Raw genomic sequence first — 18,302 nt, forward strand, 5'->3', positions numbered from 1 at the left:
ACCCGCAGCAGGGAAGAAGCTCATGCCCGAAACCTATGATCTGGTCGTTATCGGCGCGGGAACCGCGGCGCGGGTCGCGGCCATGCGCGTCCGCAAGGCAGGCAAGAGCGTCGCCGTGATCGACTGCCGACCTTATGGCGGCACCTGCGCGCTGCGCGGATGCGACCCCAAGAAGATGCTGCGCCACGGTGCGGCCGTCATCGACAACGCGCGCCGGATGCGCCGCAACGGGGTGGTGGGCGAGGACCGCATCGACTGGCGCGAGCTGATGGCGTTCAAGCGCACCTTCACCGATCCGGTGCCGGGCAAGCAGGAACAGAGCTACCATGACGCGGGGGTGGAAACCTTTTATGGCTCGGTCCGCTTCACCGGCGCGAACACCCTTGTCGTGGAGGGAAAGACCCTCACCGGGCGACACGTCCTCATCGCCAGCGGTGCCGAGCCGGTCCCGCTCGGATTGTCCGGCGAAGAGCATGTCATCGACAATGAGGCATTCCTGGCAATGGAGCGCCTGCCCCGGCGCATCGTGGTCGTCGGGGGGGGCTACATCGCGGCCGAGTTTTCGACGATTGCGGCGAACGCCGGGGCGGAGGTGACGATCCTCCAGCGCGGGCCGCGCATGTTGACCGGCTTCGACCCCGATCTGGTTGGCTGGCTGACGCCGCGCCTGCGCGACGCAGGGATCGACGTGCAGCTCGATACGGTGGTCGAGGCGATCGACAAGACAGGCGACGGCTTCTTAGTCCGCGCCTCCACGGGCGGGGAAAGCAAGAGCTTCGCGGCCGACCTGGTCGTTCATGCCGCCGGGCGCAGGCCGGCGCTCGAAGCACTCGACCTGGATGCGGCGGGGATCGCGCACGAGCACGGCCGCCTCACGCTTAACGAGCATCTGCAAAGCGTGTCCAACCCGGCAGTGTATGCAGCCGGCGACGCGGCCCAGATGGGGCCGCCACTGACGCCGGTGTCGAGCCACGATGGCAAGGTGGTCGCCGGCAACATACTGGAGGGAAATCACCTCCAGCCAGACTATCGGGGCGTCCCAAGCGTCGCCTTCACACTTCCTCCCATTGCGTCGGTTGGCCTCGGCGAAGCCGAAGCGCGCAAGCGAGGAATACGCTTTCGCGTGAACAGCAGTTTCGTGCCTGGCTGGTATACCGCGAAGCAAGCGGCCGAACCGGTCTATGGGTTCAAGGTGCTGGTCGATGAAGGCGACGACAGCATAGTCGGCGCTCACCTGGTCGGACCCCACGCAGAAGAGGTCATCAACCTGTTTGCGCTCGCAATCCGGCACCATCTCACGGCAGGCGACTTGCGATCAACCATGTTCGCCTATCCAACTGGGGCGTCGGATATCGGCTCGATGCTTGGATGAAGGTGGCCTCGAAGAACAACATGACGCGGTAACGGTCCACCAATAAGGCGTGGCCCGACACTTAATATCCATTATGCTGGATATATGGAAAGTGATTCGGCTATCGCTGCATTGGGTGCCTTGGCTCAAGGTACACGCCTGGACGTGTTCCGTCTGCTGGTGCGGCACGAACCCGATGGCTTGGCCGCGGGTGAGATTGCTCGTCAGCTCAACGTGCCACAGAACACCATGTCGGCGCATCTCGGTATTCTCGCACGTGCCGGTCTGGTCCGGTCCGACCGGCACAGCCGCTCGATCGTCTACCGCGCCGACCTGGACGGCTTGCGCGCGCTGATGCTGTTCCTCGTCAAGGATTGCTGCGCCGGATCGCCCGAGCTGTGTGCGCCGCTCCTCGCGGAACTCGATCCTTGCTGCTGAAAGGACACCCTGTGGCTACCGATATCGTCATCTACCACAACCCCGCGTGCGGCACGTCGCGCAATGTCCTTGGCCTGATTCGCAATGCGGGGATTGAGCCGCACGTGGTCGAATATCTAAAGACCCCGCCCTCGCGCGCGCTGCTAGTCGAGTTGATAGACCGTGCGGGCATCACCCCGCGCGATCTGCTGCGCGAGAAGGGAACGCCTTATGCGGAGCTGGGGCTGGGTGACACGTCGCTCTCCGACGACGCGCTGATCGACGCCATGATGGCGCACCCGATCCTCATCAACCGTCCGCTCGTCGTCTCACCGCTGGGCGTGAAACTATGCCGCCCGTCGGAAGCGGTCCTCGATCTGCTGCAGACAGGCCAGCAAGGCGCGTTCGTCAAGGAGGATGGCGAGCAAGTCGTGAACGCTTCGGGTCAGCGCGTCGCCTGATGCTTCTTGCCGTCCTGATCTTTGTCGCCACGATCGCGCTCGTCATCTGGCAACCGAAAGGGCTGGGCATTGGATGGAGCGCGATGGGCGGTGCCGTCGTCGCCTTGCTCGCTGGCGTCGTCACTCTCTCGGACGTGCCGGTGGTGTGGGGCATCGTCTGGAACGCGACCGCTGCTTTCGTCGCGATCATCGTCATCAGTCTGCTGCTCGACGAGGCCGGGTTCTTTGAATGGGCAGCACTCCATGTCGCACGCTGGGGCAGAGGGCATGGCCTGAGGCTGTTCGTTCTCATCGTGCTGCTGGGCGCGGCAGTATCCGCGTTGTTCGCCAATGACGGCGCGGCGCTGATCCTGACGCCGATTGTCATCGCCATGCTGCGCGCGCTGGGCTTCAAGGACAAGGCGACGCTGGCGTTCGTCATGGCGGCCGGCTTTATCGCCGACACGGCAAGTTTGCCGCTGGTCGTCTCCAACCTCGTCAACATCGTGTCGGCTGACTTCTTCAAAGTCGGCTTCGGTGAATATGCCTCCGTGATGGTGCCGGTCGATCTCGTGTCGATCGCCGTCACGTTGGGCGCACTGATGCTGTTCTTCCGCCGTGACATTCCACAAGCCTATGATGTCGGAGCGCTGCGCGCGCCCCATGAGGCTATTCGTGATGCCGCGACCTTCCGCGCCGGTTGGGTTGTCCTGGCGCTTCTGCTCGCCGGCTTCTTCCTACTCGAGCCCCTCGGCGTACCGGTAAGCGCAGTTGCCGCTGCCGGCGCGATCCTGCTCCTGGTGATCGCCGGGCGCGGCCATGTAATCGAGACACGGAAGGTACTGCGAGGCGCGCCGTGGCAGGTCGTGATCTTCTCGCTCGGCATGTACCTGGTCGTCTACGGCCTGCGGAACGCCGGCCTGACCGATCACCTCGCCGCGCTGCTCGATCGCACGGCACAAGGCGGTGTGTGGGGTGCGGCCTTCGGAACGGGCATCATCGCGGCCATTCTCTCGTCGGTGATGAACAACATGCCGACCGTGCTGGTCGGGGCGCTGTCGATCGACGCGGCGCACGCGACCGGCGCGGTCAAGGAAGCAATGATCTACGCAAACGTAATCGGTTGCGACCTCGGCCCGAAGCTGACGCCGATCGGGTCTCTCGCGACGTTGCTGTGGCTTCACGTTCTCGGTCAGAAGGGCGTGCGGATCGGATGGGGCTATTATTTCCGCGTCGGCGTCACGCTGACCGTGCCGGTACTGCTCATCACGCTCGGCGCCTTGGCATTGAGGATCACTCTTGGATGACAGCCCTGATCTACATCGCAGCGGCGCTTGCTGAAATTGGGGGATGCTTTGCCTTCTGGGCTTGGCTGCGCATGGGAAAGTCACCCCTGTGGCTCGCGCCAGGCATAGCGTCCCTCGTCGTCTTTGCCTGGCTGCTGACCCGCGTGGACAGCGATGCGGCAGGGCGCGCCTACGCCGCTTATGGCGGCATCTACATCTGCGCCTCACTGCTTTGGTTGTGGAGCGTCGAGGGCGTTCGGCCCGACCGCTGGGACGTGGGTGGCGCGGCCCTATGTCTCATCGGAACTTGCGTGATCCTGCTCGCGCCGCGTGGTGCGTAACGCCGGCCCTATCTGACTTTGGAATGTTCAATGCCTCTTCGCGACCTGTCCGAACCCGACCATCTACCCGCACTCGATCCGGCCTATGCCCACCAGCGGCCTGCGCTCGGTCTCGGTCCGGCTGATCCCGCACCGCGCATCCTGCTGCTCTACGGAAGTTTGCGCGAGCGCTCCTTCTCGCGGCTATGCATCGAGGAAGCTGCGCGCCTTCTTCACTTTTTCGGGTGCGAGACGAGGATTTTCGATCCGTCGACGCTACCGTTGCCCGATCAAGTGGCGGGCGACGACCACCCGGCCGTTCATGAGTTGCGGCAGCTCTCTCTATGGTCGGAAGGACAGGTCTGGTGCAGCCCCGAGCGACACGGTCAAATCACGGGCATCATGAAAACGCAGATCGACCATCTGCCGCTGAACATGGGCGGCATGCGCCCTACGCAGGGGCGCACGCTGGCGGTGATGCAGGTGTCAGCGGGATCGCAGTCGTTCAACAGCGTCAACACACTGCGCGTGCTCGGCCGCTGGATGCGGATGTTCACCATCCCCAATCAATCATCGGTCGCCAAGGCGTTCAACGAGTTTGACGACGCCGGGCGGATGAAGGCCTCGAGTTACTATGATCGCATCGTTGACGTGATGGAGGAGTTGGTCCGCTTCACCGTCTTGCTCCGTCCACATGCTGACCAGCTTATCGATCGCTATTCCGAGCGCAAGGAAGCCGGGGTGCCGATGGATCCGACAACCGATCTATCAAGCATCGCGACGGCCCGCGTCTGAAGCTAAGCCCGTCCGCCGGGGAAGACTGCCGCCCACGCCCGCAATAGCGTAGCGAGTGCAACATTACCGCACGATAGGCTTGGCTTCAGCCGGTACAATAATCGCTGTTTGCGTCGAGGGATCGGCCATAACGTCAAGGCCTTCGGGCACGTTGCGACGCAGCTCGTCGATCCAGACCTGTCCATGCGCGTCCGAAGGCATGCGCCAGTCGCCGCGTGGGGATAGCGATCCGCCGGTCGTGACCTTGGGTCCATTCGGCAGAGCAGAGCGCTTGAACTGGTTAGCGAAGAAGCGGTGTAAGAACACCTCAAGCCAGGCGCGGATGACGCCCACCTCGTAGGCGCGCTTTTGCTCCTCGGGAAACCCCGGCGGCCAGCTTCCCGCACTAACGTCCTGCCAAGCGTGGAATGCCAAAAAAGCGATCTTCGAGGGCCGCAGCCCGAACCGGGTGAAATAGTAGATCCAGAAATCGTGGAGCTCATACGGTCCGATCTTGCCTTCGGTGCTCTGCGATTCTCCTTCGCTCGCCTGCGGGATGAGCTCGGGCGATATCGTAGTCCCGAGAACGTCCAGAAGGACGTCTGTGACATTGGTATCGAACAGCCGGTTCGAAGCCGTCCACCGGATCAGGTGCTGAATGAGAGTCTTCGGAAGCGAGTCATTCACGTTGTAGTGGCTCATGTGGTCGCCGACACCGTAGGTACACCAGCCAAGTGCAAGCTCCGACATGTTGCCGGTGCCGAGCACCAAGGCGTTACGCTGGTTGGCAGCTCTGAACAGAAGATCCGTCCTGAGTCCCGCCTGCACGTTTTCGAAAGTCGTGTCGTAGACCGGTTCGCCGGTTGCGAACGGGTGCTGCAAATCCGCTAGCATCTGGTTGGCAAGCGGCTTGATGTCGATCTCCTCGGCGGTCACACCGAGCCCACTCATCAAGGCGTGGGCATTGGACTTCGTACTGGCGCTGGTGGCGAAGCCAGGCATTGTAAATCCGAGAATGTCGGTACGTGGACGCCCAAGCAAATCGAACGCCTTTGCCGCGACGATCAAGGCATGGGTCGAATCCAACCCTCCGGACACGCCGATGCAGATCTTGGCTAAACCGGTTGCTTCCAGCCTCCTCGCAAGCCCGCTGACCTGGATGTTGAACGCCTCGTAGCAGTCCTGGTCGAGACGGGCCGGATCATCAGGTACGAAGGGGAAACGATCGATGTTCCGTCTCAGCCCGAGATCGCCCATCGGGGGATCGAGATGGAAGGACACACGTCGGAATCGCCGGTCCGGCATCCCGTTTGCGATAGCGGCCTCGTTGAAGGTGCCGGTCCGCATGCGCTCTAGTTGCAACCGCTCCACGTCGATGTCCGCAATGACCATCTGGGACGCGACGCTGAACCGCTCCGTTTCCGCGAGCTGAGCTCCCAGCTCGTATATGCAGGCCTGGCCATCCCAAGCGAGATCAGTGGTCGACTCTCCGTATCCGGCCGCGGAGTAGATGTAAGCTGCCCAGCAGCGGCCGGACTGCAGCTCGCAGAGGCGCCGTCGTGTGTCCGCCTTGCCCACCACGATGTTGCTTGCCGAAAGGTTCGTCAGGATCAGCGCGCCGGCGAGCGCGGCAAAGTCGCTTGGGGGTGCAGGAGCCCAAACGTCCTCGCAAATTTCAGTGTGGAAGATCAGGCCGTCGACGTCGTCAGCCTGGAACAGCAAATCCATTCCGAAAGGAACTGGCTCGCCTCCAACATAGATCTCGCCACGCACGTCACGGCCGGAGGCGAACCACCGCTTCTCATAAAACTCACGGTAATTGGGAAGGTGGCCTTTTGGTACCACACCAAGAATCCGACCCCGGTGGATGGCGACAGCACAATTGTAGAGCCGACCTTCGCGCCGTAACGGCGCTCCCACGAGGAGAACCGGCCTCAACGTCCGGCTTGCCTCGACCAGATCTATAATCCTCGCTTCAACTTCGTCGAGCAACGCGCGCTGAAGCAGGAGATCGTCAATTGAGTAGCCCGAAAGTCCCAGTTCCGGGAAAACCATCAGCGCTACTGCCTGAGCGTCGCCCTCGCGGGCTAGTTCCATGGTTTGTGCGAGGTTGAACGTGGGATCGGCGGCCCGGCAGCGCGGCCGGCAGGCAGCGACTCGCACAAAGCCTTGGCGGTAGATGGAAAGAAAGGCCTCGGCGCCCTTGCTCTGGATCATATGTGCATGCCTTGGCCGAGCAGGACGAGAGCGGCCTCCTTCAGCGACTCCGGCAAGGTGGGATGGGCGTGCGTCGTCAGCGCGATGTCCTCAGTCGTCCCACCATATTCCATGGCCAGTACGGCCTCGTGGATCATCGTTCCGGCGTCCGGCCCGATAATGTGAGCGCCGAGCAGGCGATCGGTCTTCGCGTCTGCCAGCAGCTTCGTGAGCCCGCGGGTGTCGCCGTTGCATCGCGCGCGGCTGTTCGCCAGGAACGGGAATGTGCCGGACTTGTAGTCGACGCCGGCTGCCTTCAGTTCCTCTTCCGTTTTGCCAACGCTCGCGACCTCGGGAGAGGTGTAGATGACGGCGGGTACGGTGTTGTAGTCGACCCCTGGATAGCGGCCGGCGATCCCCTCCACGCAGCGCACCCCATCCAGCGTCGTTTTGTGCGCAAGCATCGGTCCCGCGATAACGTCGCCGATAGCGTAAATTCCGGGGACAACAGTCTTGAAACCAAGCTCCACAGGTATGCGGCCCTTGGGGTCGAGCAAGACACCGACTTGGTCCAGCCCTAGGCCGTCTGTGTAGGGTCTACGGCCCACTGCGACCAGCACGACGTCGGCCGCGAGGGTCTCGGTTGCACCGCCGTTTGACGGCTCGATGGCGATAAGCAGGTCGTCGGGGCGCTTCTCGACGCTCGTCACTTTGGTCTGGAACCGGAAGTCTAGCCCTTGCTGCTTCAGCGTTTTAAGCAGGTGTCGCGAGATCTCGCGATCCATGCTGGGCACGATGCTCTCGAGGAACTCAATCACAGTCACCCTGGCGCCCAACCGACGCCAGACGCAGCCCAGTTCAAGGCCGATATAGCCGCCGCCGATGACGACCAGATGATCCGGCACCTTCTTCAACGAGAGCGCGCCCGTATTCGAGACGACGCGCTCCTCATCAATGTCGATACCTGGCAGCCGCGCGACATCCGAGCCGGTTGCTACGATGATCCCCTTGGTTGCCGTCAGAGATCGAGCGCCACCCTCGGCCAGATCGACGGCGAGGCGATCGTGTGCCGTGAAACGGGCGCTTCCCTTCACCCATTCCACCTTGTTCTTTTTCAAGAGGTGTTCGACGCCCTTGGTAAGCCCAGCGACGACCTCATTTTTGCGGCTGATCATTTGCGCCAAGTCGAGGGCAACGCCGCTGACGCCGATACCATGCTTCTCAAGCCCCTCGCTGAGGTCGGCAAACAGCTCCGTCGAATGGAGAAGAGCCTTGGAGGGAATGCAGCCGACATTGAGACAGGTGCCGCCAAGCGTGGCGCCACGTTCGACACACGCGACGCTCATCCCGAGCTGTGAAGCGCGGATGGCGGCGGGATAGCCTGCCGTGCCCCCGCCGATTACGATGATGTCGAAGCTGTCGTTCATTCGTTCGTCCTCGATAAACCGGTCACCTGAGCTGAACGCCGCTGGCAAGGAACCGCTTCGCCAGCAGCGCGAACATCCGAGTTCAGCCCATCTCTAGATATCCACGTGAAGTCCGCTGAACCCGCACCATCAAGGCGGGGAGAAAGGGATAGAAGGGTCTCACCTCTTGGACGAAGCGCTCTCCGTCTCCAGTATCGCCGGCCGGTGTGCGCTGGGCGCTGATCAGATCACTTGGCACGGGCACCTCTCGTCAGAATTTGCAGCCGCAGGCAATCGCCTGTGCCGCATCATCAATCTTCCCTACATTCTACAGTAGCTGTAGAATCAAGCTCATTGTAATTCCGGCAGCAGAAAGCGGGCATTCGAATGCAAATCGGCGAACTGGCGAAAGCCACCGCGACCAAGGTCACGACGATCCGCTTCTATGAGGGCATCGGCTTACTCGGCCGCCCCGCTCGCACGACCTCAGGCCGGCGCACTTACGGGGCGTCGGACACCGATCGTCTCAACTTCATACGAAACGGTAGGCGTCTCGGCTTTTCCATCGACGAGATCCGCTCCTTGCTCGCACTCGCCGATCAGCCGGACCGCGACTGCGGGGAAGCCACTGAGATCGCATCACGTCATCTCGCCGATGTTGAGGAGCGCCTTCGCCAGCTAGGCGCGCTGCGCGATGAACTGGCTGCAATGAGCGCTGCCGGCTGTTCGGCCAAAACGATGGCCGAGTGTCGCGTTATCCAAGCTATCGCTGGACCAACCGCATAACCCTGAACCGAGAACGGAAAATTACGTGATGCCACTACGGAGCCTCTGCGCCTCAACAGCTCTCCTGATGGTGGCTACGATCGCGATGGCAACGCCCGCCATCGCAGACCCGTCCGATGATTACATCAACGCCGATCGGCCTGGCATTGCGGACGGCAGCACAACCGTGGGAAAGGGTCGCTTCCAATTGGAGACCGCGATCCAGGCCGAGTTTCGTCACGACGGCGATGAACACGAGCGGACAATCTTCTTTCCGACCCTGCTCCGCTACGGCGTTGTCGACAAGGTCGAGTTACGGGTCGAGGGAAACACCTATTCATGGATGAGGCAGAAGGACGCTACCAATACATCATACTCAAATGGCTTCTCCCCCACATCGATCGGACTAAAATACAACTTCATTGATGTTCCGGAAGGTTCAAAGCAGGTCTCACTCGGCGCAATTGCTCGTATTTTCCCACCGTCTGGCTCTGGAGATTTCTGAGCTGCCCCCTTCTGAGTGGTCCATCGACTATGACAGTCTGGACCAAGGAAGGGACAACGAATGCCTGCGAAGAAGCACAAGCCGGAGGAGATCATCGGCAAGCTGCGTGAGGTGGAGATCGTGCTGGGCCAGGGCGGCACGACCGCGGAGGCATGCCGGCGGATCGCGGTCAGCGAGCAGACCTATTATCGCTGGCGCAAGGAATATGGTGGCCTGAAGACGGACCAGGCGCGTCGGATGAAGGATCTGGAGAAGGAGAACGCCCGGCTGCGGCGTGCGATTTCGGATCTGACGCTGGACAAGCTCATCCTGCAGGAGGCGGCAAAGGGAAACTTCTGAGCCCCGCACGGCGCCGGCGCTGCATCGACCAGGTCCGGGAGGTGCTGGACGTGTCCGAGCGGCGCGTGTGCCGCGTGCTTGGCCAGCACCGGTCAACGCAGCGCAAAGTGCCGTGCGGGGCAGATGATGAGCAGGCGCTCACCGACGACGTCGTCGCGCTGGCAAAGCAGTATGGGCGCTACGGTTACCGTCGGGTGACCGCGCTGCTGCATGCGGCGGGCTGGTCGGTGAACCACAAGCGGGTCGAGCGGATCTGGCGGCGCGAGGGGCTGAAGGTGCCGCAGCGCCAACCGAAACGTGGCCGGCTCTGGCTCAATGACGGCTCCTGCATCCGGCTTCGACCAGAGTATCCGGGGCACGTCTGGGCCTATGATTTCGTCGAGGAGCGTACCCACGATGGGCGCAAGTTCCGCATCCTGACCATCATCGACGAGGCCAGCCGCGAGTGCCTGGCACTGGTCGTGTCACGCCAGCTCCGCCACGAAGACGTGCTGGCCGCGTTGGCCGACCTGTTCATTGAACGCGGTCCACCAGCGCACATCAGGTCGGACAATGGCAGCGAGTTCATAGCCACCGCCGTCCAGACTTGGCTCGGCCAGATCGGCGTGAAGACGCTCTACATCGCCCCGGGCTCGCCATGGGAGAACGGCTACAACGAGAGCTTCAACGGGTCGCTTCGCGACGAGCTGCTCAATGGCGAGATCTTCTACAGCCTGGCCGAGGCCAGGGTGCTGATCGAGGCATGGCGCCGTCACTACAACACCGTCCGGCCGCACAGCAGCCTTGGCTACCGCCCGCCAGCCCCGGAAGCGGCGACACCGCCATTGCCGGCCTCCGGTTCCGCTTCGCTCCACCTACGCCCGGCAATGGCGGCGGCGACGACAATGCACTAACTAACAAGCCGGACCACTCGGTGGGGGCCGCTCAGGAAACGGACTCTCCCTCACAGGAGACCGCATGTGCTCCTCATATAGACGATGGCTGATAACCGTTCAACTAACGGCAGGTGCGACACGGACGGTGCAACGCACCTCCTCCGGCCCGACATCAATGCGGTTACTGTCCTGCTGCGCCCGCACGCTGCCCAGCTCGTTGACTTCTATTCGATCGCGTCCGTCATACCGCGAGCATTGAACCAATTATCGCCGGTCGAACATCACGAACTACCATGCGCCTATGCGGGAGCGCCGGTAAACGAGACCAATCGATGTCGAGACACTGCGCGGGTACGTCGTAGGTGATTTCCGACGATAGGAAACGGACTGCAACCTTCATCAGCTCGACCGTGACCGGCTCGCCCGGGCAGCGATGGTGAATGCGCGCGTCACCGCCGCCCTGGGGAATGAAGCCGAATGCGCCGCCATCCTCCTCTCGGAAGCGTTCCGGACGGAACTCGTGCGGCTCCGACCAGGTACGCGCATCGCGGTTTGTGCCGAACAGGTCGAGCATCACGCGCCGCCCCTTCGGGAAGTGCATGCCTCGCCAAGTGAACCCGGCGCGCACCCTTGCCGCCACAGCCGGGAAGAAGGGGTAGAAGCGCCGCACCTCTTGAACGAACGCATCCAAGCCGCTGTCGTCGCCGGCGCGGAACCGTGCCCTCCACTCGGGGTGCAGGTGAAGCGCGTGCGCGGCGAACGTGATGAAGACCGCCACCGCAACTGTTGGCCGCAGCACGTTCAGGAGTTCGACCGCCGCGATGCGGAGCGGCAAGGGCTGCCCTTCAAGATCGCGGTGCGCGGCGATCGCGCCGAGGGCGGACCCTGGCGGCGTCTCGATGCGGCCCTCGCGGGTGTCGCGGATAACTCTAGAAAGCCAGCGCTCGGCGCGCCCGCGGGCGAGACGCGAGCGTAGATGCCGAGGGCCAATGCTCGCCGCAGCATCGAACATGGCTACGAGCTGCCGGGTTCGACGGCGCACTTCGGTTTCGGCGAGCGGCACGCCCGCCCAGGCGCACACGGCGCGCGCAAGAGGCTCGTGTAGCGCATCGTATAGCACGATCTCGCTCTTGGAGCGCCATCGGGTCGCGGCGACGGCAAGCTCCTCGCCGAATCGAGCGCCGAGCGCCGCCACCCGGTCCTGGGTCATCAGCGATACGAACAACGCCTTGCGGTGGCGGTGTTCCTCGTCATCGAGTCCCTGAACCCCACTCTTGCCGAGCAGCGTCGCCCGAACCGGCTCGGGCATCGCGCCCTGACGCGCGAACCGCGCCTCGTCGTAGAAGAACTCGGCGGCCTCGGGGCCGCTCATGCAAATGGTCGGCCGGAGCAGAAGCCGGGTTTGGAAGGCGTCGGACCCGAACCGGCGACACCGTGTCGCGATGTAGCGGTACGGATCGCGCAGCAATCGAGCCGTCGCGTCGAGGGTCGGTTCCTGAGACATCTTTGTCATGCTCGTCTTCCCGCAGTCCGGGCGTCACGATGTGCGGTCCATCGGTCGTCGGAAATTAAATCACTGCTCCTGCAACCGCGCCGCCACATCCGCCAAGTCGAAAGCCGGCTACAGGATCGGCTGAAAGCTTGATCGCACCTGAGTAAAGAGGACAGACCAAACGATGGCGCCCGACGTTGGTCGGCGAGCTTGCCTCATAAGCCGCACTCTGATGCCGGCTATGACACTTCGCAATCCGCAGGGAAACTCGAATCCCCGCCGTCAATTCAACGTTTTCGTCGGCGCCCTCGCACTGCTGACGCTCATGGAGATTATAGGATGGCTGCCGCTACCGATCGTCAAGCACCGGACGAACGACGCACGCTCTAGATCGTGCTGCTGCTGAACGTCGCCATCGCGGCGGGCTTCTTCGCCGCCGGGTTCTTTGCGGACTCCAGCGCCCTGATCGCGAACGGCGTGGACAACCTGTCGGACACGGCCGTGTACGCGCTCAGTCTCATAGCGCTCAGCCACGGGCAGACCTGGAAGAGGCGCGCCGCGACCGCGTCGGGCGTCATGCTGCTGGTTTTCGCCGGCGGCAACCTGATCAACGTCGGCCGCCGCTATAATCAAGGCAGCGAACCGATCGGGCCGACGATGATGGTCATGTCGGCGGTTGCCGGCGTCGTGAACTACATCTGCCTGCGGCTGCTTCAGCGGCTAAAGCAGAAGGACGTGAACCTCCGCGCCGCCACCACCTTCAGCTTCAACGACATTATCTCGAAAGGGGGCATCCTGATCGCCGGCGTGCTGGTGTTTTGGCTTGGAAGCAACTGGCCCGACCTGCTGGTCGGGCTCGCGACCGCCCTCATCGCGATCTAGGGCGGCATGAAAATCCTGCGCGACGCACGCGCTGAAACCAAGATTGACGAGGGCAGGACATCATGACCGGCTCTGTTGCGTAGATCGGCGCAGGCGCTCGTCGGATAGTTAGATAGCGGCACACCCAAGAGCGATGCACCGGGTTCGCAATCCGTCCGGCTGCAACCGTTCGGTCGGATACCCTGCCGGGCTCCTTCGTTCTGGCCAAGGAAGGAGAATTTGCATGGCTGACAACAATGTTGAAACCGACGAAACCGATCGTCTGATCGCCTCCAACAAGGTCGAGGGCACCGCCGTCTATGACCGCGAGGGCAACAAGCTCGGCTCGGTTTACAACTTCATGGTCGATAAGCGGTCGGGCAAGGCCGAATATGCCGTCATGTCGTTCGGCGGCTTCCTGGGCATGGGCGACGACTATCACCCACTCCCCTGGGATCAGCTCACCTACGACACCGACAAGGGCGGCTATGTCGTCAATCTTACCAAGGAACAGCTTGAAGGCGGCCCGCGCTACAGCGCCGGCAACGAGCCGGCATTCGATCGGGCCTACGGCCAACAGGTCTATGGCTATTACGGGTCGAGCTACAATTACTGAACTGACGGGGCGGCGGGTTGGCCCGCCGCCCCGTCATTCTCCTGACTGCGCGAGAGGCGCGATCGTGCCCGCGATCCGCGCCGGATTAGACGCCAGCGCCGCTTCGGTTGGCTTGCCTGGTCGACGCGACTTCGCCGCGCTGCTGTCGTTGATAATCATTCAGTCCGTCGCCCTCCGCTCCTCCGGACTGACCCTGGCCGTGCATCGCGCTGGCTCGCCCACCTTGTTCGCCGCTCGCTGGCAGCGCTGAAGCGCTTCCTCGTTGCCCCGGCCGATCACCGCGCCCGCCACCATCGCGTTTCAGGTGTCAGGCCCGTCCACCGTCGACGATCGGCGCGCGCCCTCTAATGCGGACCCGCCAAGCGTCCGCGCCGCCATGCTTTCCGGCCATCGCCAGCTATTCGGCGTCGCCGCAAGATCGGCCCCGCTAGCAACGTCCATAGCACGACCTCGACGAAGATGACCCCAATTGCCACCAACCTCAACCAACGGTTCTGCTGGTCGCCGGTCCGCGCGGAGCCGACATCAACGTGAAGCTGTCGCATCACGTCGTCCAGACCCTTACGTATCGGCGCTACCTGAATGTTCTCCAGTTTAGGCCTTAGCCGGTTCGAAGAGCACTCCACGCCGATGTCGGTTGTCCTGAAACGGTGGACGCACACGGCGAGCGTCGCCCGGCGTCAGTCCACTCCTGAAATGGTGGACATTCTCCCCAAAAGAGCGGACGCTTGCCAGGCTGGATCAGCCGAGGCGTCGTACCATGCGAACCGCGGACCTGAAGACGGCGAGCGACGCTAATTGGGCAGAAGCGCACCGCCGCGAGAAGATCATCCGCCCACTTGCTGCGCTGACCCGCATCCCGGGCAACGCAGCCGCCGAAGCGCTGGATAAGCTTGGGCTGGGTCGCGCCCGTTTTCATGAGCTTCTCCAGCTTTATCGGGCGTCGCCCGTTGCCGCTTCGCTGTTGCCGCGCCCGCGAGGGCGGGAGAGGGGAGAGCGGCGGCTCTCATCTGCTGCCGAGCAGTTGATCGCCCGAGGCATCGCGGAGTGTTATCTCACCCTCGAGAAGCCGAACGTGCAGGCGCTCCGCCGCTGGCTCCGACATGAGGCGCAGAAGATCGGGCTGAAGGTGCCCAGCACCAAGGCAATCCAAGCACGATTGGACAGACTGCCTCCCCAGACCGTCACGGCCCGTAGGCAAGGGTCCAAAGCCGCCGCTGACAAGTGGGAGCCGACGCGAGGCGTGTTGGATGCCAGCTACGCGCTGGAGCTCGTGCAATCGGATCACACGCTGGTCGACGTGATCGTCGTCGACGATCTGTATCGAAAGCCCATCGGTCGGCCGTGGCTCACGCTGATGATCGATATCGCGAGCCGCACGGTACCGGGGTTCCACCTCGATATGCTTGCACCCTCGGCCGTGTCGGTTGGCATGTGCATGCGCCAAGCCGTTCTCCCCAAGACCGCCTGGTTGGCCGAGCGCGGCATGGAGGCACCTTGGGACAATCAGGGTCTCATGGATCGGCTACACCTCGACAATGCGCGCGAGCACCGCTCCGACGCTCTGAAACGGGGCTGCCGTGCCCACTCGATCTCGCTCGAGTATCGTCCGGTTCGGCGTCCGCACTTCGGTGGCCATATCGAGCGGCTGATCGGGACAGTGATGGGCGCTGTCCATCTTCTGCCCGGCACGACGTTCTCCAACGTGGCGGAGCGAGGCGAATACGACTCCGAAGCCCAAGCGTGCATGACGCTGGGCGAGTTGGAGAGCTGGCTCGCCGCACAGATCATTGGGCCGTACCATGCAGAGCGACACCGCGGCATCGGCATCCCGCCGGCGCTCGCCTGGGCCGAAGCGATGGAACGGCGGCCGGAGCTGGCGCGGCTGCCGGTCGATCGCGCCAGCTTCCTCTTCGACTTCCTGCCTTGCGAACTACGCGCGGTGACCCCGCACGGCATCGAACTGTTCCATACGCACTACTGGGATGACGCGCTGTCCTGCTGGTACACGCGACCCGGGCAGGCCATGCCGATCCGGTGGGACCCGCGTGACCTTTCTCGCATCTGGCTCGAGCTCCCGCATGGCGAGCACCTCGAGGTGCCCTATCGTGACCTCCGGCGGCCGGCGATCACCCGCTGGGAACAGAAGGAGGCGGTTCGCACCCTGCGCGAGCGTGGTCAGCAAGCGGTCGACGAGACGCTGATCTTCCAGGCGGTCGAGACACAGCGGCTGATCGTAGCGGAAGCCGCTCACAAGACGAAGGCCGCACGGCTCGCGCTCCAGAGGACAAGGGCAGCCTTGGCTGATGCACGGCGCGCCAGAAGCAGCGGCAAGCCCACCATTGAGGAGGACAGAGCCACAGCTCTGCCGGGTGCCTCGGGAACGGATAAGGGCGGTGATCGGCAGGCGCTACCGTACCTCGTCGAGGAGATGCCCAGATGAGCGATCTGTCGCATCTTGCCGAGGACTACCGCGAGCGTGCGATGTGGGCCGACAAGGAGCGAATTGCCTGGATCCGCATGGATCGTTGGCTCGGCTTCCCGAAGGCGGAAACCGTGCGCAAGACCTTGGATGCGATGCTACGCTACCCGCCGCGCACGCGCATGCCGTGCCTCCTGATCTACGGCCAGACCGGGATGGGGAAGTCCCGCATCGTCGAGCGCTTCGAGGCGGAGAACCCGCGCGGGTTCAACGACACAACGGGAACGGCGACGATCCCGGTCGTGGCCGTTCAGCTGCCGCCACAGCCGACCGATGGCGAGTTCTACGGGGAGGTTCTCGAGAAGCTTGGCGCCGGCTTTGCGGGGCGCGGCGACGTCCAGCGAGCCCGGCAGCTCACCCGCCGGATCATGGGGCAGGTGGGTGCTCGTATGCTGATCCTGGACGAGATCAACCACATGCTGGCCTGCACGCCACGGCAGCAGCGCGTCTTCCTCAACACGCTTCGCTATCTGGCCAACGACCTGCAGATTCCGCTCGTCTGCACCGGCAACCACGAGGCGCGCGCGGCGCTGCTCACGGATGCGGCACTGGCCGAGCGGTTCGACGCGGTCGAGCTGGTCCGGTGGCAGAACGACGAGCCATTTCGGCTGCTGATGGTCACGCTCGCCGCGATCCTGCCTCTGCGCAAGCCATCTCAGCTGGAGGAGGAGCGATGCCGCACCGCTATCCTCGACCTCAGCGACGGGAACACCGGCCGCATCTTCCGGCTCGTCGAAACGCTCGCTGTGCGGGCAATCGAGAACGGCACCGAGCGTATCGAAGTGAGTGACCTCGACGCCGACGACCTTGTGCTTCCCTCCGTCAGCATGAAGGCGTTAGCCCAGCGCCGTGGACGCGGGCGGGCGACGGCGGCTGCTTGAGCCGTGGCGGGAGCGCTGCCGTTCGCGCCGCGTCCTCGTTCCGACGAGTTGCCGTCATCCTGGCTCGGACGGACCGCGGCCTTCTACGATGTATCGGTCGCCGAGCTTCGGGAGGCACTATGGACGGCCGGTCCGAAGGCGCAGCCGGATGTCCGCTGGGATCCGCACGAGGCGAGAAGCGTCGCAGCCGGTCTTCGGGTCGCGTTGGATGTCGTGCTCAATCTCGGGGTCAAGCGCCGCTGGCCAGGGCTGGCGGTGGACTGGTTGCCAAGCATCGACGGTTTCGGCCGAGCGCGAGGCGAACTCGATCTCGCCTGGTGCCGCTACTGCCTTGCCGAAGCGCACGAGGCGGGCGGAGCTTACCTGGACGCAGAGGCGGCGCTGCCGATCGTCTTCTGTCACCAGCATCGCGCTTGGCGACAGGATTACTGTCGGCGTTGTCGGCCGAGACACGCGCCGCGGTTCATCTGGTCGAATGGCATCGAGTTCGTGTGCGGCGATTGCGGCACCCCGCTAAGGGCAAGCCGCTGGACGCAGCCGACACCAGCGGCGTATTTCGAGCCGGAAGAGACGGCTGCGGCGCTTTCGATCCTGTTTGCGTTTGACGGGGAGGTCCGCAAGGCGCTGCTCGGGCATCCCGCATGCTTGCCGGGGATGGAGCCGGTGCCCGCCCGCCAGTTCCTCACCGTGCTGCGCGATCTCACCCGGGCGCTGCTGGCGCCGAGCCTCTTCAGGACCAGTTACATTAACCTGGTCGACTGCCCCGTGCTGCCGATCATGCCGGAGCACAAACCACAGACCTGGGACGAACAGCCCTACCATGAGCTTTCGCCTTACGGCCGAGCTCACATTCTCAGCGCGGTGGTAGCGCTCCTCGCCGACGAGCCCGTCAGCCGCCTGATGTCGGGCGCTCATCTGCCGTTTCGCGAGCGCCACATTCTGGAGAAGCTGCTCAGCTACGTGCCTCGCTGGGTGCAGGCCACCCTGATCCGAAACAGCACGGCTTGGCCGGCACGCCTACGCGTCCGCATTGAGGCCCATCAGCGACGAACTGGTATGGACGCCGAAAGCGTTCTGGCGCAGTTTCACGCGTGGCGGGCCGAGCGGGATCAGCGGCACCGCGAGCGACTGTTGCTGAGCGGGTGACAATGCCCGTCGGACGGCACGTAAGCATCTCTGAAGGAACAGAAATCCGCCAGTCCGATAATATATCTTATGTAAAATGAGGTTTTCTCTGAGCGCGCCAATGAGTGAACAGATCGCGACGCCGTTCCCATCAGATTGCACGCTACATGC

The 18,302-nt window shown here is 63.4% G+C and carries 17 protein-coding genes; 14 read left to right on the forward strand and 3 right to left on the reverse strand.

Annotation, left to right across the window (positions count from 1 at the left end):
• Positions 1-22: 22 nt before the first annotated feature.
• From J2Y58_RS13025 to arsH, 6 genes are all read left to right on the forward strand, one after another.
• Entirely contained in the window at positions 23-1,372 is a 1,350-nt protein-coding gene (locus J2Y58_RS13025; protein ID WP_151989812.1) for an NAD(P)/FAD-dependent oxidoreductase, read from the forward strand.
• Positions 1,373-1,456: 84 nt separating this feature from the next.
• Complete coding sequence (locus J2Y58_RS13030; RefSeq protein WP_151989811.1) at positions 1,457-1,789, forward strand: helix-turn-helix transcriptional regulator; 333 nt, start codon at positions 1,457-1,459, stop codon at positions 1,787-1,789.
• Positions 1,790-1,800: 11 nt separating this feature from the next.
• A complete protein-coding gene (gene arsC / locus J2Y58_RS13035; RefSeq protein ID WP_151989810.1) occupies positions 1,801-2,229 on the forward strand; it encodes an arsenate reductase (glutaredoxin) in 429 nt (142 codons plus the stop codon).
• Positions 2,229-3,515 (forward strand): arsenic transporter, encoded by a 1,287-nt coding sequence (locus J2Y58_RS13040; RefSeq protein WP_151989809.1) that lies wholly within the window; start codon positions 2,229-2,231, stop codon positions 3,513-3,515. The genes arsC and J2Y58_RS13040 overlap by 1 nt, the downstream gene beginning before the upstream one ends.
• The gene (locus tag J2Y58_RS13045; protein WP_151989808.1) at positions 3,512-3,835 is read left to right on the forward strand and encodes a YnfA family protein; all 324 of its coding nucleotides are present in this window, start codon (positions 3,512-3,514) and stop codon (positions 3,833-3,835) included. Before J2Y58_RS13040 ends, J2Y58_RS13045 begins: the two co-directional genes overlap by 4 nt.
• 30 nt (positions 3,836-3,865) lie before the next feature.
• Positions 3,866-4,609 (forward strand): arsenical resistance protein ArsH, encoded by a 744-nt coding sequence (arsH, locus tag J2Y58_RS13050; RefSeq protein ID WP_159513013.1) that lies wholly within the window; start codon positions 3,866-3,868, stop codon positions 4,607-4,609.
• Positions 4,610-4,672: 63 nt separating this feature from the next.
• On the opposite strand, the gene J2Y58_RS13055 is transcribed toward arsH, so the two are convergent.
• Together J2Y58_RS13055 and lpdA are read right to left on the reverse strand one after the other, a co-directional pair.
• Positions 4,673-6,805 carry an NAD(+) synthase gene (locus J2Y58_RS13055; RefSeq protein WP_310103750.1) on the reverse strand — a complete coding sequence of 711 codons (2,133 nt, stop codon included), beginning with the start codon at positions 6,803-6,805 and terminating at the stop codon, positions 4,673-4,675.
• The gene (gene lpdA / locus J2Y58_RS13060) at positions 6,802-8,211 is read right to left on the reverse strand and encodes a dihydrolipoyl dehydrogenase (protein ID WP_159513015.1); all 1,410 of its coding nucleotides are present in this window, start codon (positions 8,209-8,211) and stop codon (positions 6,802-6,804) included. Before lpdA ends, J2Y58_RS13055 begins: the two co-directional genes overlap by 4 nt.
• 366 nt (positions 8,212-8,577) lie before the next feature.
• Between lpdA and J2Y58_RS13065 the strand changes: the two genes are divergently transcribed.
• From J2Y58_RS13065 to J2Y58_RS13075, 3 genes are all read left to right on the forward strand, one after another.
• Positions 8,578-8,976 (forward strand): helix-turn-helix domain-containing protein, encoded by a 399-nt coding sequence (locus J2Y58_RS13065; RefSeq protein ID WP_145147252.1) that lies wholly within the window; start codon positions 8,578-8,580, stop codon positions 8,974-8,976.
• A gap of 67 nt (positions 8,977-9,043) precedes the next feature.
• Positions 9,044-9,460, forward strand: coding sequence for a transporter (locus J2Y58_RS13070; protein ID WP_310103754.1), 417 nt, complete (start codon positions 9,044-9,046; stop codon positions 9,458-9,460).
• Positions 9,461-9,520: 60 nt separating this feature from the next.
• Positions 9,521-10,692, forward strand: a protein-coding gene (locus tag J2Y58_RS13075) for an IS3 family transposase (protein ID WP_310103756.1) whose coding sequence is annotated in 2 segments (ribosomal slippage) — positions 9,521-9,785 and positions 9,785-10,692 — 1,173 coding nt in all. Because the reading frame shifts where the segments join, the coding sequence is not laid out codon by codon here.
• A gap of 223 nt (positions 10,693-10,915) precedes the next feature.
• Here J2Y58_RS13075 and J2Y58_RS13080 read toward each other — a convergent pair.
• Positions 10,916-12,187 carry a cytochrome P450 gene (locus J2Y58_RS13080; protein WP_310103757.1) on the reverse strand — a complete coding sequence of 424 codons (1,272 nt, stop codon included), beginning with the start codon at positions 12,185-12,187 and terminating at the stop codon, positions 10,916-10,918.
• 369 nt (positions 12,188-12,556) lie between these two features.
• Between J2Y58_RS13080 and J2Y58_RS13085 the strand changes: the two genes are divergently transcribed.
• From J2Y58_RS13085 to J2Y58_RS13105, 5 genes are all read left to right on the forward strand, one after another.
• Positions 12,557-13,048: a cation transporter gene (locus tag J2Y58_RS13085; RefSeq protein WP_310103767.1), complete on the forward strand. Its 492-nt coding sequence runs from the start codon at positions 12,557-12,559 to the stop codon at positions 13,046-13,048.
• A 223-nt stretch (positions 13,049-13,271) separates the two neighbouring features.
• Positions 13,272-13,643, forward strand: a complete 372-nt coding sequence (locus tag J2Y58_RS13090) for a PRC-barrel domain-containing protein (RefSeq protein WP_205499165.1) — start codon at positions 13,272-13,274, stop codon at positions 13,641-13,643.
• Between the two features lie 760 nt (positions 13,644-14,403).
• On the forward strand, positions 14,404-16,086 hold the full coding sequence (locus J2Y58_RS13095) for a Mu transposase C-terminal domain-containing protein (RefSeq protein WP_147035901.1): 1,683 nt from the start codon (positions 14,404-14,406) through the stop codon (positions 16,084-16,086).
• On the forward strand, positions 16,083-17,006 hold the full coding sequence (locus J2Y58_RS13100; protein ID WP_147035902.1) for a TniB family NTP-binding protein: 924 nt from the start codon (positions 16,083-16,085) through the stop codon (positions 17,004-17,006). Before J2Y58_RS13095 ends, J2Y58_RS13100 begins: the two co-directional genes overlap by 4 nt.
• A 3-nt stretch (positions 17,007-17,009) precedes the next feature.
• The gene (locus J2Y58_RS13105; RefSeq protein WP_242417500.1) at positions 17,010-18,152 is read left to right on the forward strand and encodes a TniQ family protein; all 1,143 of its coding nucleotides are present in this window, start codon (positions 17,010-17,012) and stop codon (positions 18,150-18,152) included.
• The last annotated feature ends 150 nt before the right edge of the window (positions 18,153-18,302 follow it).

The sequence above is a fragment of the Sphingomonas sp. BE138 genome (assembly GCF_031456125.1).
Taxonomy (GTDB): Bacteria; Pseudomonadota; Alphaproteobacteria; order Sphingomonadales; family Sphingomonadaceae; genus Sphingomonas.